The 16060-nt window shown below is 45.9% G+C and carries 13 protein-coding genes; 12 read left to right on the top strand and 1 reads right to left on the bottom strand.

Translation table 11 applies throughout. The features are described 5' to 3' along the window. Positions 1 to 81 precede the first annotated feature (81 nt). The 3 genes from R7E00_RS07165 (at position 82) to R7E00_RS07155 (ending at position 5372) form a co-directional block, all read left to right on the top strand. Positions 82 to 1533 carry a sigma-54-dependent transcriptional regulator gene (locus R7E00_RS07165; protein WP_136977097.1) on the top strand — a complete coding sequence of 484 codons (1452 nt, stop codon included), beginning with the start codon at positions 82 to 84 and terminating at the stop codon, positions 1531 to 1533. Beyond that, positions 1523 to 3562 carry a cache domain-containing protein gene (locus R7E00_RS07160; RefSeq protein ID WP_137281988.1) on the top strand — a complete coding sequence of 680 codons (2040 nt, stop codon included), beginning with the start codon at positions 1523 to 1525 and terminating at the stop codon, positions 3560 to 3562. Before R7E00_RS07165 ends, R7E00_RS07160 begins: the two co-directional genes overlap by 11 nt. 217 nt (positions 3563 to 3779) lie before the next feature. Continuing rightward, positions 3780 to 5372: an ABC-F family ATPase gene (locus tag R7E00_RS07155; protein WP_025766654.1), complete on the top strand. Its 1593-nt coding sequence runs from the start codon at positions 3780 to 3782 to the stop codon at positions 5370 to 5372. A gap of 240 nt (positions 5373 to 5612) precedes the next feature. Here the strand turns inward: R7E00_RS07155 and R7E00_RS07150 are convergent, their stop codons facing one another. Further along, positions 5613 to 6437 (bottom strand): formate dehydrogenase accessory sulfurtransferase FdhD, encoded by an 825-nt coding sequence (locus tag R7E00_RS07150; protein WP_005377552.1) that lies wholly within the window; start codon positions 6435 to 6437, stop codon positions 5613 to 5615. Between the two features lie 327 nt (positions 6438 to 6764). On the opposite strand from R7E00_RS07150, the gene R7E00_RS07145 reads away from it, so the two are divergent. From R7E00_RS07145 to R7E00_RS07105, 9 genes are all read left to right on the top strand, one after another. Continuing rightward, positions 6765 to 7229: a DUF3305 domain-containing protein gene (locus tag R7E00_RS07145; protein ID WP_005389514.1), complete on the top strand. Its 465-nt coding sequence runs from the start codon at positions 6765 to 6767 to the stop codon at positions 7227 to 7229. After that, entirely contained in the window at positions 7219 to 7848 is a 630-nt protein-coding gene (locus tag R7E00_RS07140) for a DUF3306 domain-containing protein (protein WP_115385977.1), read from the top strand. Before R7E00_RS07145 ends, R7E00_RS07140 begins: the two co-directional genes overlap by 11 nt. Before the next feature lie 308 nt (positions 7849 to 8156). Continuing rightward, positions 8157 to 9818 carry a 4Fe-4S dicluster domain-containing protein gene (locus R7E00_RS07135; RefSeq protein ID WP_205390876.1) on the top strand — a complete coding sequence of 554 codons (1662 nt, stop codon included), beginning with the start codon at positions 8157 to 8159 and terminating at the stop codon, positions 9816 to 9818. 9 nt (positions 9819 to 9827) lie between these two features. Further along, positions 9828 to 10454 carry a molecular chaperone gene (locus R7E00_RS07130; protein ID WP_213885308.1) on the top strand — a complete coding sequence of 209 codons (627 nt, stop codon included), beginning with the start codon at positions 9828 to 9830 and terminating at the stop codon, positions 10452 to 10454. Between the two features lie 73 nt (positions 10455 to 10527). Continuing rightward, positions 10528 to 10728, top strand: coding sequence for a twin-arginine translocation signal domain-containing protein (locus R7E00_RS07125; RefSeq protein ID WP_005377542.1), 201 nt, complete (start codon positions 10528 to 10530; stop codon positions 10726 to 10728). 10 nt (positions 10729 to 10738) lie between these two features. Continuing rightward, positions 10739 to 13594, top strand: a complete 2856-nt coding sequence (locus tag R7E00_RS07120) for a formate dehydrogenase subunit alpha (RefSeq protein WP_213885307.1) — start codon at positions 10739 to 10741, stop codon at positions 13592 to 13594. A gap of 11 nt (positions 13595 to 13605) precedes the next feature. Then, entirely contained in the window at positions 13606 to 14214 is a 609-nt protein-coding gene (gene fdh3B / locus R7E00_RS07115) for a formate dehydrogenase FDH3 subunit beta (RefSeq protein WP_005377536.1), read from the top strand. A gap of 14 nt (positions 14215 to 14228) precedes the next feature. Next, on the top strand, positions 14229 to 15281 hold the full coding sequence (locus R7E00_RS07110; RefSeq protein ID WP_318124418.1) for a formate dehydrogenase subunit gamma: 1053 nt from the start codon (positions 14229 to 14231) through the stop codon (positions 15279 to 15281). Then, positions 15265 to 15681: a membrane protein gene (locus tag R7E00_RS07105; RefSeq protein WP_012841836.1), complete on the top strand. Its 417-nt coding sequence runs from the start codon at positions 15265 to 15267 to the stop codon at positions 15679 to 15681. The genes R7E00_RS07110 and R7E00_RS07105 overlap by 17 nt, the downstream gene beginning before the upstream one ends. Positions 15682 to 16060: the final 379 nt, after the last annotated feature.

Here is a 16060-nt window from a genome sequence, read left to right as displayed (position 1 = left end):
TACAAAATGTCGCACTTTTTGTAGGGTATCTCTGTTTAAACTTGGTACACTCTGTCCCATCGAAATCCATCTGGGGTAAATATGTCTACTCAATCCCATCTTAGTACAAACCAACAATATAGCGCCTTTTCCGTACTGGTCGTCGATGATGAATTAGGCATGCAAGCCATCTTGAAAAAGGCATTGGGTAAGCTTTTTTCACATGTCGATACAGCTGGTAGCATCGAAGAAGCAGAACAACTGCGTAATTCTCGACATTATGATCTGATCTTACTGGATATTAATCTGCCAGGGCGTTCTGGAATTGAGTGGGAAGAAGCGTTTGAAGATGATGACAAACGTGCCGATGTGATTTTTATGACGGGTTATGCGGATTTAGAAATTGCCATTCGAGCGCTACAGCTCGGTGCTTCCGACTTTATCCTCAAACCATTCAACCTTGAGCAGATGTTAAAAGCGGTCAGTCGCTGTATGGATCGCCGTTTGAACGAACGCATGCAGTACGCCATGACACGCGATTACCAGCGTCACAATACCTCAGAGATCATCGGCGGCTCAGAAAAAACGCGTCTGCTTAAGCAACTTATTAACCAATTTGCACCATCACGCGCTTCTGTTTTGGTGGAAGGTGAGTCGGGTACAGGTAAAGAGCTAGTTGCACGAGGTATCCACCAGGCGAGTGGGCGAACGGGCCCGTTTGTGCCAATCAACTGCGGTGCGATTGCACCAGAGCTTTTAGAAAGTGAGTTGTTTGGTCATACATCGGGCGCGTTTACCGGTGCAAAAAAATCGCGTGAAGGTTTGTTCCGTGTTGCTAACGGTGGCACCTTATTTCTTGACGAAATCGGGGAGATGCCACTTGCAATGCAGGCATCATTATTGCGTGTGTTAGAGCAGCGCACGATTCGCCCTGTCGGTTCAGAAAGAGAGATCAGTATTGATGTCCGTATTGTTGCCGCCACCAACCGTAATCTGCAAGAAGAGGTCAATCAAGGTAATTTCCGCAGTGACCTCTATTACCGTTTAAACGTTCTGAAAATTGAAGTGTGTCCGCTGCGAGAGCGCAAAACCGACTTATTTGAGTTGGTGCCATTTTTCAGCAACATGCTGACGCGCGAGCTCGGTATGCCTGCGCCCAAATGGGCTCACGAGGATATGGAAGCCATGAGTGAGTACGATTGGCCGGGAAACATTCGTGAGCTCAAAAACTTGATTGAGCGTTGTATCTTGCTTGGCAAACCACCTGCACACTATTGGCGAGAGCTGAATGGCGGGCATTCACTGCCTAATGTATCGATTACTGTTTCTCACTCTTCTGAGTTACCAACCTTTAGAGAAGGCAAAGAATTTACTGGCGAAGGCTATCCAAACAGCTGGACGTTAAAAGAAGTCGAGAAAGCACATATTAAACAAGTCGTTAACTTGCATGAAGGTAATAAGTCTGCTGCTGCTCGTGACTTGGGCGTAGCTCGCAAGACCTTAGAACGTAAGTACAAAGAATGGGATTCTGAGGGTGAGGAATATGCCGACTAACGGCCCACAGCACAAAGGATTGTCAAAATGGACGCACCGTTTTAAAACCATGGTGCGTTATCGCTTGTTATTCTTAACCTCTGCGCCGATTTTCCTCACATTGTTAGCTCTGATCGGCATTACCATTTATTGGTCTATTCATTACACGTGGCAAAATGCGCTGCTTGATGTCTCGGAACGTCTTGGTGTTGCAAATAACAGTGTAACGTTGTTACAGCAAAAGCAAGCCAATTACGTGCGGGCGTTTGCCGATTCGTACGATTTCCGTATTCGCATTAATAAAGGAATGCCACAAGGTGACCTGCAAAAGTGGGTCACAGAGCAGAAGAAAAGATATGCTTTAGATTTTCTCTCTTTCCAACGCGTTAATTCCATGGAAAACAAATTCCGCTTTATGGATCTCACCAAGCGCGAATCGTTTTTTGATGTACTCAATAAAGAAGAACTCGAACGCCTCGATCCTGAACTCGCCAAACGAGCAGAAGTGCCTATTCTTGCTGATGGTGACAGGGAAGTGCGTGGGTTAGTCAGTCGAACCGTGATTCCGGTATACAGCCAAGCGAACGATTTGATCGGCTTTCTTGATGGTGGTTTGCTCCTTAACAACAGCACAGTGCTGGTGGATCAAATCCGCGATCTCATTTACTTAAGTGATAATGACCGCCTTCGCCCTGTGGGTACGTTGACGGTATTTCTCGATGATTTGCGTGTGAGTACCAACGTTCCTCTAGACAGCGATCATAGACTAGGGCGCGCTATAGGCACTCGCGTGAGCGCAGAAGTGTATAACCAAGTACTTTCTAAGGGTGAACAGTGGGTTGATCGCGCTTATGTGTATGACGCTTGGTATATTACGGCGTATCAACCAATCAAAGACCAATACGACAATGTTATTGGTATGCTTTATACCGGTTACCTCATGTGGCCATTCGTTAAAGCCTACATGACGAACATTGCCGAAATCAGCTTGATTACGGTTATGTTATTGCTGGTTTCCGGCGTGATGGTATATCGCGGTTCTTATGATCTGTTTCGACCGATCGAACGCATTCATAAAGTGGTGAAGCAGGTCCAACAAGGTAAAGAAAAACGGATTGGCCCGTTAGGATTAGATGCCGATCATGAACTTGCGCAGTTAGCCAGACAGTTTGATGATATGTTAGACGCGCTAGAAGAGCGCAAAATTGAACTGAAAAACTCCGCAGCTCAACTTGAATGCAAAGTTCAAGAGCGTACGGCAAGCCTGAGAGAAAAAACCCAAGATCTTGAGCTGCATATTCAATTGCTCAACCAAACTCGCGACAAACTCGTTGTTCATGAAAAACTGGCAGCACTGGGAGAACTCACCGCGGGGATTGCTCACGAAATTAATAACCCAACCGCCGTGATTCTTGGCAACGTAGAATTGATCCATTTTGAATTGGGTGACGATGCAAGTCGAGTACAAGAAGAAATTGATGCGATTCACGCGCAAATTGATCGTATCCGCAATATCACACGCAGTTTATTGCAATACAGTCGCCAAGGCGGTGTTCAAGATGAAATCACTTGGCAACATGTCAATCCTATCATTGATGAAAGCATCACCTTGGTTAAAACTGGCACCAAGAAACGCGACGTTGAGTTTGTGACTGACCTACAAGCGCATACGTCCGTTGAGATAAACCGTCACCACTTGCTACAAATCTTAGTTAATTTGCAAATGAACGCCATTCACGCAATGAGCGGTAAAGGAACTTTAACAGTAGTCAGTGAAGACTGGATTGAAGAGGGCGAAGTGAAAGGAGCCGCGATTCATGTTATCGATGAGGGCTGCGGTATTAAACCAGAAAACTTGAGTCGAATCTTCTCGCCATTTTACACAACGAAACGAGAAGGCACAGGGTTAGGGCTATCGGTCTCCCAAAGTATTCTCAGCCAAACGGGTGGTGAGTTAAAAGCAGAGTCTGAATGGGGAAAAGGCAGTAAATTCAGTATTTATTTACCTAAAAAAGCCGAACTGATCCTAGAGGTGACGAACATCGCTTAGTCACTTTTTTGAAGTAATTAATGGAAAAAGAGCCACTGACGATAGTGGCTCTTTTTTGTATTTGATGACGCATTTATGTTTACGCTTTTGCTTCTTAGAAACCTTACAATGATTTCACTTGGAGTGAATTAATAAAAACAACACTTGCAGTATGTAGCATGAACAAGTACCGTTGCCCGGTTTTTCTAAATACACCCCAATTGCTAAGGTAAAGGTTTTGATCTCCACAGCGAATATTACTCAACAATTCGGCGCTAAGCCGCTATTCGAAAACATTTCAGTTAAGTTCGGCGAAGGCAATCGCTACGGCTTAATTGGAGCTAACGGTTGTGGTAAATCAACCTTTATGAAGATCCTCAGCGGCGAGCTTGAGCAAACCAGCGGTAACGTAAGCTACGATCCAAACGAGCGCGTTGCAAAACTGAACCAGGACCAGTTCGCTTACGAAGAATTTACTGTAATCGATACCGTTATCATGGGTCATAAAGAGCTATGGGAAGTGAAGAAAGAGCGTGACCGCATCTACTCACTTGCTGAAATGAGCGAAGAAGACGGCATGAAAGTGGCTGACTTAGAAGTTCAGTTTGCTGAAATGGACGGCTACATGGCAGAAGCCAAAGCGGGCGAGCTTCTTCTTGCTGTAGGTATCCCAATGGAGCAACACTTCGGTCTAATGAGTGAAGTAGCACCAGGCTGGAAACTTCGTGTGCTTCTAGCGCAGGTTCTATTCGCAGACCCAGATGTGATGCTTCTTGACGAACCTACCAACAACTTGGACATGGACACAATTCGTTGGTTGGAAGATACGCTAAACGCGCGTAACTGCACAATGATCATCATTTCGCACGACCGTCACTTCCTAAACTCAGTATGTACACACATGGCTGACTTGGACTACGGTGAACTACGCGTTTACCCTGGTAACTACGACGAGTACATGACGGCGGCTTCTCAAGCTCGCGAACGTCTACTAAACGACAACGCTAAGAAGAAAGCACAAATCGCTGAGCTGCAAACGTTCGTTGCGCGTTTCTCTGCAAACGCATCGAAAGCAAAACAAGCGACATCTCGTGCGAAGCAAATCGACAAGATCAAATTGGACGAAGTGAAAGCGTCTAGTCGTCAAAACCCATTCATTCGTTTTGAACAGTCTAAAGAGCTGTTCCGTAACGCTCTGATTGTAGAAAACCTGAGCCAAGGTTTTGAAGAGGACTTGTTCTCAGACTTCAATGCAATTTTTGAAGTGGGAGAGCGCGTTGCGATCATCGGTGAAAATGGTGTGGGTAAAACAACACTTCTAAACACGCTTGCTGGTGTACTTGAACCGCGTGCTGGTGAGTTCAAATGGTCTGAAAATGCAAACATCGGTTACTACGCGCAAGACCACGCGCATGACTTTGCAGAAGATATGAATCTAACGGATTGGATGGGTCAATGGCGTCAAGAAGGTGATGACGAGCAAGTCGTTCGTGGTTTCCTTGGTCGTATGCTGTTTGGTCAAGATGACATTAAGAAGTCAGTAAAAGTACTGTCTGGTGGTGAGCAAGGTCGTATGCTGCTTGGTAAGTTAATGATGCACAAGCCAAACATGCTGCTAATGGACGAACCAACCAACCACATGGACATGGAATCAATTGAATCTTTGAACACGGCGCTTGAGCAATACAAAGGCACGTTGTTCTTCGTCTCTCACGACCGTGTATTCGTAGACTCGCTAGCAACGCGTATTATCGAAATCCGAGATGGTAAAATCACAGACTTTAAAGGCACTTACTCTGAGTTCCTAAAATCTCGTGGCGTTGACGCGTAATTACTCGCAAAGCGTTTAAAAAGCAAAAGCCTCGCTATTTAGCGAGGCTTTTTTTATATTTGGCCTTAATCCTTAAACTGACCTGTTATATACGCATAGATTCCGACTACGCCAAAGGTAATAATCATAGAAAGCATGATACCGCTGGGCGTAAGCAGAAAATTCCACAATTGGTCATTATTCATAGTCCACATCCTCTGTGAATCCGCATTATTGGTTTTAGTTTACACTGAAAAGGTGTTATTGGTTGCCTTTTACATCAAATTCAACCTTGTCGGCTCCTGTAAACACTTGGAAGCGCAAACCTTTCGCACGCGCAATGGTCGTAATACCAAATTGCTTCGCTAGATCTAACCCCATTTGAGTAACGCCAGAGCGAGAAAGCAGAACAGGAATGCCCATTTGAGCCACTTTAATCACCATCTCTGATGTAAGGCGACCAGTTGTGTAGAAAATTTTATCTTCACCTGTTTCTTCTTTGAGCCACATCTCACCTGCAAGTGTATCCACTGCGTTGTGACGGCCGACATCTTCCACAAATGACAACACTTCATTACCTTTGCAAACCGCACAGCCGTGTACTGCGCCCGCTTTTTTGTAGGTGTCGTTGTAATGAGTTAACGCTTCCAGCGCAGAATAAATTTCTGACTGCTTAAGAGAAACTTGAGGCACTTGATAATTTTCAAGCTGCTTCATCACGTTGCCATACATAGTGCCTTGGCCACAACCTGAGGTGACGGTTTTCTTTTTCAGGGCGCCTTCTAAGTGCTCAGTGTTTTCTTTAGTAATCACCGCTGCGGAATGCGTTTCCCAGTCAATAATAACGGATTCGATCGCGGCTGGATCGGACAGGAAGCTTTGGTTTTTTAAATAACCGAGTACTAGTGCTTCTGGACGCGAACCTAGCGTCATGAGCGTGACCACTTCTTTCCAGTTCAGCATGACCGTAAGAGGACGCTCGCAAGCGATTTGCTTCGTGAGCTTTTCGCCGTACTCGTCGTACACATCGACTTCAATGGTTTGCAGGGGATTTTCACTGGTTTTAATAATATTTGGTTTCAGCACAGTCGTGTCCTAGTGATTAAGAGCGTTAGGTTGCTACGCATTTAGCTTGCTAAGTGGTTAGCAAAGCAAATCTCATTCCAAAATAGCGGTTCCCACAGAAATTGCGAGGTTTTATGTCAACAATGCATTAAAACTGCGAGTTCGCAGTAATGACACATCAATACATTTGAGTTTCGTCTAGTTTGGTACTTATAGCCTGAGGGAGTATATAGACTAAGTTATATCAGCTTGGCGCGTTTATTGCTTCGAAGACAATAAAAATGGTCGAAAACGGGGGCAAAATGTCCTGTGTGTTTTCAGACCAAAAATAGAAAGACTGGGTGAGTTATGTCGGATAAGAAAGATTTCGAAAAAAATTACGAAAAGACTGAGGATACATGGCCAATCGGCGTAGAGCTTGTTGAGCATGAGATCAGTACAGGGATTTGGGTGACAACCCAATGGCAGTTGACAGGATTTGCGCTGAATCCGACGGAAGAGACTCCAGATGTTTGTCTGTTGCAATTACATAAAGACGAGCGTACAGACTACCGCTTTAACTTAAGCTCTCAGCAACCTAAACTCTTTTTAGTGATGGATAACGTCGAGTCTGGTGAAAAACCAGCGATACAGTTACTGACGGCTTCACAATCTGTTGCGGCGCAATATATGGATGGTGATAACCTTGTACTATCTAACGATATGCCGTTAGCCGTTCAGGCTTGGATGGAAGCCTTTATCGGTCGCCACGGTGAGTTGTTAGAAGTAAGACGTAAGAAACGCAAAGGAGCGGGCAGAGCAAATGGCAACTAGTTTTTTAAGCCGTTGGTCGAAACGTAAGTTAGAAGAATCTTCCCAACATGATGAAGAGATCACGCCGATAGCAGAGACGGCGCAATCCGAAGATAGTGTCACAGCGCTTTCAAACGCTGACGAAAGCTCAGATGCTTTGAACGTCAATGAGGATAGTCAGGCTCCAGACATTACCGCGAGTGTAGAGACTGAAAAAACCGAAGAAATGTCTGTGGCGCAACTGCTGGTTTCTGAAGCCTCAGAAAGCGTCAAGAAAGCTGCGCTGCGCAAAATGTTCTTGTCCGAAGAATTTAACGTGCGTGACGGCCTAGACGATTACGATGATGATTACAGTAACTTAAAGTCACTTTCTCAAGACGTCGCTGAGACGCTGCGTGATTGGGTTAAAGACAAAGTGGAAGACGAACCAGACGCTGAAACTGCGCAAGGGTCTGAGCTTAACGCTAACGATATCGCATCTGAGGTAGTTGAAGACGCAGAGTCAAACACCGACAAAAGTGGCCAAATTACTCAAGATGAAAATGAACTGTATATAAATACAGTTCCTGGCGAAAGTGATACTTTTGCTGAAGAATCACAGCCTAACGAGGTGAGACAAAATATACCACACAAAGAATAGGTACATTTTGACTAAACACTCAATGAGCCGGCTGAGACAAAATGTCTCAACCGGTTTTTTTATCCCTACTATTTGTCAGTAAAGTTGATAACCTATTGATTTTTAGTTGATATTTTATTGGCATGACACTTGCTATCTGTTGCTCAATACCAATCTGGTTGAAGTTAGTACGGACGCACTGCGTAGTATTCATCGCCTATAGATGGCGGAATAAGAATGCTCATTGATAAGTTAATCAGCAGAATCTCCGGCGCTAACTACACTAAGAGATGGAAAAGACTATCCATGTTCATAAATGGAATTGAGCAATGCTGAAACAATTATTAGAACAAGCAACTTCCAATAACGGTAAAGCGAGGCTGTACGCTTTCGAAAATACCGTAGAGTTGACCAATCTTATTCCACCAACCGTAAGCTATGAAAGCGGCGGTAATACTTTGATTGTGGGCCCAACAGCAATCATCGAAAGTGCGGCAGCGCAATTGTCGCAAATGAACAGCCTAACGCTGCTTTCTACCGATGGCGAAAAGGGCACAAATCCCGAGCTTTATTACGCCAATTCGGTTCAGGTTTCAGGGTTCTTAGGTACGTTTGAAGTTCTGATTGAAAATCATGGTTCGACCAACAATCTTGCCAAGGTCGCGATCAATAGCGATTGTTTCGATATCGTACTCGATCTTTGCCTTAACAGCTGCATGTCGGAAGAAGTCCCAGTACCGGGCTACTACCCAGTAGGTCGTGGCTATCCGAAACTGGCTGAAGCGTTGGAAGAGATTCCAACCTTAATGGGGACGTTCGATAAACCGAAATTCTTCCGTTTAGATACCGATTTATGTGCACACAGCTCTCGTGGCGTAAAAGGTTGCGAACGGTGTGTGGATGCTTGTCCGGCAGGGGCACTATCGAGTGAAGGCAGCGACAGAACGGGCCATCGCATCGAGATCAACCCATACCTATGTCAAGGCGTGGGGACTTGTGCTACAGCGTGTCCGACAGAAGCGATTCATTACGCACTGCCAAACCCTGAAGATACGCAAAAGTTTATTGAACGTACGCTCGCCAACTATGAGCAAGCGGGTGGTTTAGATCCTATCGTATTGATTTGTAGTTCTCGCCACGAGAGCTACAACGTGATGGCACTAAAAGCACTGCCAGATAATGTGATTCCAATTGTGGTGGAAGAACTGCCTTCGGTTGGTATTGATACTTGGTTCGCCGCGCTTGTGAATGGTGCTACTCAGGTGCTGTTTACGGCTTCACGTTTTATGCCTCAAACCATTATTCGTGTGCTTAATAGCGAAGTAGGTATTGCTCAAGAGCTGCTCGGTCAGCTTGGTATCGCCAAAGAAACCATCGACATTCTGTATCTAGAGTCACTACGTGAAGGTGCTCCGACACTTTGTACCGAGTCTTTTGATTTGGCATTAGGAGACTTGCAAGGCAACAAACGTCAGCGTCTATTTACGGCGTTGGATGCGTTGTCGTCTTCTCGTATTCCAGTCGAGAACATTGTTGAGCTGCCAGCAAACGCGCCTTACGGCAATGTTTCTTGTGAGAGCAAAGATTGTACGTTGTGTATGAGCTGTGTGGCAGTTTGTCCAACACGTGCATTGCATACGGACGGTCGATCTCCGTCGCTTAAATTCGTCGAGCAAGACTGCATTCAATGTGGGCTGTGCGAGAAAGCGTGTCCAGAGAAAGTGCTGACGCTTACTCCTCGTATGAACTGGGTGAAAGAAGAACGCCAGAAAGCGGTTGTGATTCATGAAGAAAAGGCAGCCGAGTGCATTCGTTGTCACAAGCCTTTTGCTCCGCAATCGATGATCGACATGCTACAAAACAAGTTACGCGGTCACTCTCATTTCTCTGATGAAGCGGCGATCAATCGTATCGCGATGTGTGAAGACTGCCGTGTGATCGACATGTTTGAGTCGATGGCAGAAGACCCAATGAAACAACTGAAATACTAGGAGCTCGCAGTGGACACACAACAAGAACAAACACTGAGAACAGACATTTATCTCGTTCTATCTGCACTTTTTCGTAGTGCGCCTAGTGATGAAATGCTGGCGTTCCTGAAGTCGCTAGAAATTGAACCGTCTGAGAGCGCGATGCAAAAAGCTTGGCTCGGACTGCAACAAGCCGCGAACGAAGCGCAACGAGAAGCGTTAGAAGAAGAATATCAAGATCTGTTTATTGGAATCGGCCGTGGTGAAGTTGTGCCATTCGGATCTTGGCATCGCACGGGCTCGATGATGGAAAAACCGTTAGCGGAAATTCGTCGCGATTTGGATCTTTTAGGCATCGAACGAGAAGAGAACGTGAAAGAGCCTGAAGACCATATTTCTGCACTGTGCGAAGTGATGGCAATGCTGACAGGTGAAGAGGAAGAACTTCAACAAGCGGTGTTTAACAAACACATCGCCCCTTGGTTCCAATCTTTTACGCGCCAACTAGAGAGCGCAGAAAGCGTGAACTTCTACAAGCCAGCTGCACAGCTTTGCGATGCGTTTTTAACGTTAGAGCAAGTGCGCTTTAGCGTGAACACCAAAAGTAGTAAGAACAAATTAAAAATTGATGTGAAAAACGTCACTGATTACGAGTAATCGAGCAGTACTTGGTCATATCGATAGAGAGGCATGAGTCTCCAAAGATCTACCGTAAGGTAAGGAAGCAATGATGAAAGATAATAAAGAAATAAACACAAGCCGTAGGGATCTCCTAAAAGGCTTCACAACCGCTGCCGTTGCCGGCGCTGTTGTTGCGGGAACCACGAAAGTGGCCGTTGCTTCAGAAACGGTTGAGCCTTCTGAAAACGACGTGAAGAAGAAAGGGTATCGTGAAACTCAACACATTCGCGATTACTACGACACACTTTAGGAGATAACGGATGAAACTTGTCAAACGCTCCGACAGTGTGAGCAAAGAAACGAACCAGCTTGGCGTATCTCGTCGTGCATTCATGAAAAACACTTCGCTTGCCGCTGGTGGCGCAGTGGTTGGTGCTAGTCTATTCGCACCGGGAATGATGAAAAAAGCGCAAGCAAAATCAGTCGATCCAGAAGCGAAAACAGAAGTAAAACGTACTATCTGTTCTCACTGTTCAGTGGGTTGTGGTATTTACGCAGAAGTTCAAAATGGTGTTTGGACGGGTCAAGAGCCTGCATTCGACCACCCATTTAACGCGGGTGGTCACTGTGCAAAAGGCGCAGCACTGCGTGAACATGGTCACGGTGAGCGCCGTCTTAAATACCCAATGAAGCTTGAAAACGGTAAGTGGAAAAAGCTTTCTTGGGATCAAGCGATCGAAGAAATCGGTAACAAGGTGATGGACATCCGCAAAGAGTCTGGCCCTGATTCGGTTTACTTCTTGGGAAGCGCAAAGCACAGCAACGAACAAGCGTACTTGTTCCGCAAAATGGCATCACTTTGGGGTACGAACAACGTTGACCACCAAGCGCGTATTTGTCACTCAACAACCGTGGCTGGTGTAGCGAATACTTGGGGTTACGGTGCGATGACCAACTCTTTCAATGACATGCACAACTGTAAGTCGATGCTATTCATTGGTTCAAACCCAGCTGAAGCACACCCAGTAGCGATGCAGCACATTCTGATCGCAAAAGAGAAGAACAACTGTAAGATCGTCGTAGCAGATCCTCGTCGTACACGTACGGCAGCAAAATCGGATCACTATGTATCACTTCGTCCTGGTTCTGACGTAGCATTCATTTGGGGTGTGTTGTGGCACATCTTCGAAAACCAATGGGAAGATAAAGAGTTCATCCGTCAACGTGTATTCGGTATGGATGAGATCCGTGCTGAAGTGGCGAAATGGACGCCAGCAGAAGTTGAGCGCGTAACAGGCGTAAGCGAAGAAGACGTTTACCAAACAGCAAAACTGCTTTCTGAAAATCGCCCAGGCTGTATTATTTGGTGTATGGGTGGTACTCAGCATACTACTGGTAACAACAACACACGTGCTTACTGTGTGCTTGAGCTAGCGCTTGGTAACATTGGTAAATCAGGCGGCGGCGCAAACATCTTCCGTGGTCACGATAACGTACAAGGCGCAACCGACCTTGGCGTACTTTCTGACACGCTACCGGGCTACTACGGCCTTTCTGAAGGCGCTTGGCGTCATTGGTCAAAAGTGTGGGAAATCGATTACGAATGGATCAAAGGTCGTTTCGATGACAACGCTTACAGCGGTCAGAAACCAATGCACAGTGCAGGTATTCCTGTATCTCGTTGGGTTGATGGTGTACTGGAGAACAAAGACAACATTCGTCAGCGCGAAAACATCCGTGCAATGTTCTACTGGGGACACGCAGTGAACTCTCAAACACGTGGTGTTGAGATGAAAAAAGCGATGCAGAAGTTGGACATGATGGTGATTGTGGACCCTTACCCAACGGTTGCTGCGGTAATGAACGACCGTACCGACGGCGTTTACCTGCTTCCTGCAACAACACAGTTTGAAACACACGGCAGCGTTACCGCATCTAACCGTTCTCTACAATGGCGTGAGCAGGTGATTGAACCTTTGTTTGAATCAAAACCAGACCACGAAATCATGTACCTGCTTTCGAAGAAACTGGGCTATTCCGATCTTCTGTTCAAAAACATCCGTGTTGAAAACAACCAGCCGGTGATTGAAGACCTAACGCGTGAATTCAACAAAGGCATGTGGACGATTGGTTACACAGGCCAAAGCCCAGAGCGTTTGAAAGCGCACCAACAAAACTGGCATACGTTCCACAAAACCACATTGGAAGCGGAAGGTGGCCCTGTCAACGGTGAAACCTACGGTCTACCTTGGCCATGCTGGGGCACACCAGAAATGAAACACCCAGGTACACACATTCTGTACGATACGTCTAAGACGGTTGCAGAAGGTGGCGGTAACTTCCGTACGCGCTTTGGTGTGGAATTCGAAGGCAAAAGCCTTCTTGCAGAAGACAGTTATTCGAAAGGCTGTGAGATCAAAGACGGTTACCCAGAGTTCACTGATAAGTTATTGAAACAACTTGGTTGGTGGGACGACCTAACTGCTGAAGAGAAAGTGGCAGCAGAGGGTAAAAACTGGAAGACTGACCTTTCTGGCGGTATTCAGCGTGTCGCGATCAAGCACGGTTGTATTCCATTTGGTAACGCGAAAGCGCGTGCGATTGTTTGGACGTTCCCAGACCGTGTGCCACTGCATCGTGAACCACTTTACACACCACGTCGTGACCTTGTAACGGATTACCCAACTTGGGAAGACAAAGATGCAATCTTCCGTGTACCTACGTTGTATAAATCCATTCAAGAGCAGGACAAATCGGGCGAGTACCCAATCGTTCTGACTTCTGGCCGTCTGGTTGAATACGAAGGTGGTGGTGAAGAGACGCGTTCAAACCCTTGGCTTGCCGAGCTTCAACAAGAAATGTTTGTTGAAGTGAACCCGAAAGACGCGAACGATCTTGGCTTTAGAGATGGTGATGATGTTTGGGTTGAAGGTGCAGAGAAAGGACGAATCAAGGTGAAAGCGATGGTAACACGTCGTGTGAAACCTGGTTTGGCGTTCATTCCGTTCCACTTTGGCGGTAAGTTCGAAGGTGAAGACCTACGCCCTAAATACCCAGAAGGTACACAACCTTACGTTGTTGGCGAATCGGCTAACACGGCAACCACTTACGGTTACGACCCGGTTACCTTGATGCAGGAAACCAAAGTAACCCTATGTAACATTCGTAAAGCGTAAGGAGTCTGACAATGGCACGAATGAAATTTCTATGTGACACCAAACGCTGTATCGAGTGTAACGGCTGTGTTACTGCATGTAAGAACGAAAACGACGATGCGCTTGAATGGGGCATTCAACGTCGCCGCGTGGTAACACTAAACGACGGTGAAGCTGGTGAAAACTCTATCTCTGTTGCTTGTATGCACTGTACCGATGCACCTTGTATGGCAGTTTGTCCAGCAGACTGTTTCGAACATACCGAAGACGGCATCGTTCTTCACAATAAAGATCTGTGTATCGGTTGTGGTTACTGTTTGTTTGCTTGTCCGTTTGGCGCACCTCAATTTCCTAAACAAGAAGCGTTTGGTGAACGTGGCAAAATGGATAAATGTACTTTCTGCGCGGGCGGCCCAGAAACAGAGCCTGGCTCTGAGGAAGAACGTCAAAAATACGGTGCGAACCGTATCGCAGAAGGCAAGTTACCGATGTGTGCATCGCTTTGTTCAACTAAAGCGCTGCTTGCGGGTGACGCAGAGAAAGTATCTGACATTTTCCGTCAACGTGTGGTAGAACGCGGCGCGAAAAACGCAGGTTGGACAGACGGAAACGATCTTTCTTACGATGCGACGAAAAGCTAAGTAAGGAGAGGCACATGTTAAACACGCTTAAACGTGCATCTTTAGCAATGCTGTCAATGATGACAGCATTGCTGCTGACTTTCGCAATGCCTGCTTCAGCAGAGGAACAATCTTCTAAAGTTATTCAACAGGAGATCACGCAACTCGCCGGGGCAGACTATTGGCGCGAAGTCAGAGAGGGGCAAGAAGGCTACACCACGTCTCAATCGCCAGAACATGGCGTATTGATCAGTAAACCTGGTGAGACTTGGTACATTCTAAAAGAGAAATGGATGTCTCCAGCGGGTGCTGTCGCGATTTTCGGCAGTATTGCAATGGTAATCATGGCTTACGTATTCGTTGGTCCTTTGATGCTTAGCAAGCCGCGTACTGGTAAAAAAATGAAGCGTTGGTCTCGTTTAGACCGCGCGCTTCACTGGAGTATGGCGTTTACATTCTTAATGCTGGCATTCAGTGGTTTGATGCTGGTTTACGGTAAGCACTTCTTAAAACCGTACGTTCCTACTGAGTTCTGGGGCTTTATCGTCATGTTGGCGAAGCAGTACCACAATTACATGGGACCATTGTTCTTCATTTTACTGATGCTCGTGCTCTTTAAATGGTGGCGCAAGTCGATTCCAAACATGACAGATGTTCGTTGGTTTATGAAAATGGGCGGCATGGTTGGTAAATACAAAGGCACACATCCGTCAGCTGGTTTCTCAAACGGTGGTGAGAAGGCAATCTATTGGTTGTTAATCTTCTTTGGTGCTATCGCGGCAGTGAGTGGCTTAGTTCTGGACTTTCCTATCTTTGGCCAAACTCGCCGTGACATGGAGCTTTCTAACTTAGTTCATGCGATTTCGGCGCTGATTCTAATCTGTGGCTTTATCTTCCACATCTATATTGGTCTATTCGGTATGGAAGGTGCGCTAGAAGGCATGGTGACAGGTGAAGTTGATGAAACATGGGCGAAAGAGCATCACGATCTTTGGTATGAGGAAGTGAAGTCCAAAGAAGCGATGGGTGAAACAGATACGGCACAAACGGAAGTAAAAGGAGCGAAAGCGAATGAACAAACCTCATAACGGGATTTGGGTTGCGTACATCCTGAGCTGTCTGACCCCGTTTACGTTTCTGATCTCAGGCGTTATCGCAATTATCTATGCGGGTTACCGATTAGATAAGGGAGAAGACAGCGACGTAGTGATTTCTCATTACTACGGTTTAATTCGCACCTTCTTTCTCTACCTGACGTTTTTTGTTGTGTTGATCGTCACCGTCGCGACTTCTAACGGTGTACTCGTTGGCGTGAGTGATTATTGGTTGCATAGTACTTTGCTTGAAACCATCGCTTACTTTATTCCTTGGGTAGGGATGGTGTTTGCTGCATTAGCCATCTTGGTGTGGTTTATGCGAATGTTTCAAGGGATGCAGCAACTGCGGAATAACCAACCACACAGACCATCGACAGGTCCAAACCTTTAATCAGTATTCTTTAAGCAAAACCGCCGTAATAGGCGGTTTTTTTGTTGCTGTTTTGTCTCAAATATGAAGCGTTGAGTCGCAGTGGTGATACTTGATGCAACTTATTGAGTGAATTTACGTAACTGGGCAGAAAATCATAGTTAAGTAAGAAACATGTAAAAAAATCGCGTCACGATGAGACATTAGTCTCACTCACGCTATTGTTCATTTACTCAGGATTCATCGTCCCGTTAAAGTACGCTGCGCTCAGAAATTCAAAGAGTTGCATACGTGAAAATTGCCATCAATACATTCAGTCTACGCATACAGAGGAATCTCTATCGGAGGATGTTTGATTAAGGCATCTTGCTCTCACAAATAAAAAGAGCGAAACGAGCAT

The sequence above is a fragment of the Vibrio sp. Vb1755 genome (assembly GCF_033338635.1).
Taxonomy (GTDB): Bacteria; Pseudomonadota; Gammaproteobacteria; order Enterobacterales; family Vibrionaceae; genus Vibrio; species Vibrio alginolyticus.
This window is presented reverse-complemented; position numbering and strand designations above follow the sequence as displayed.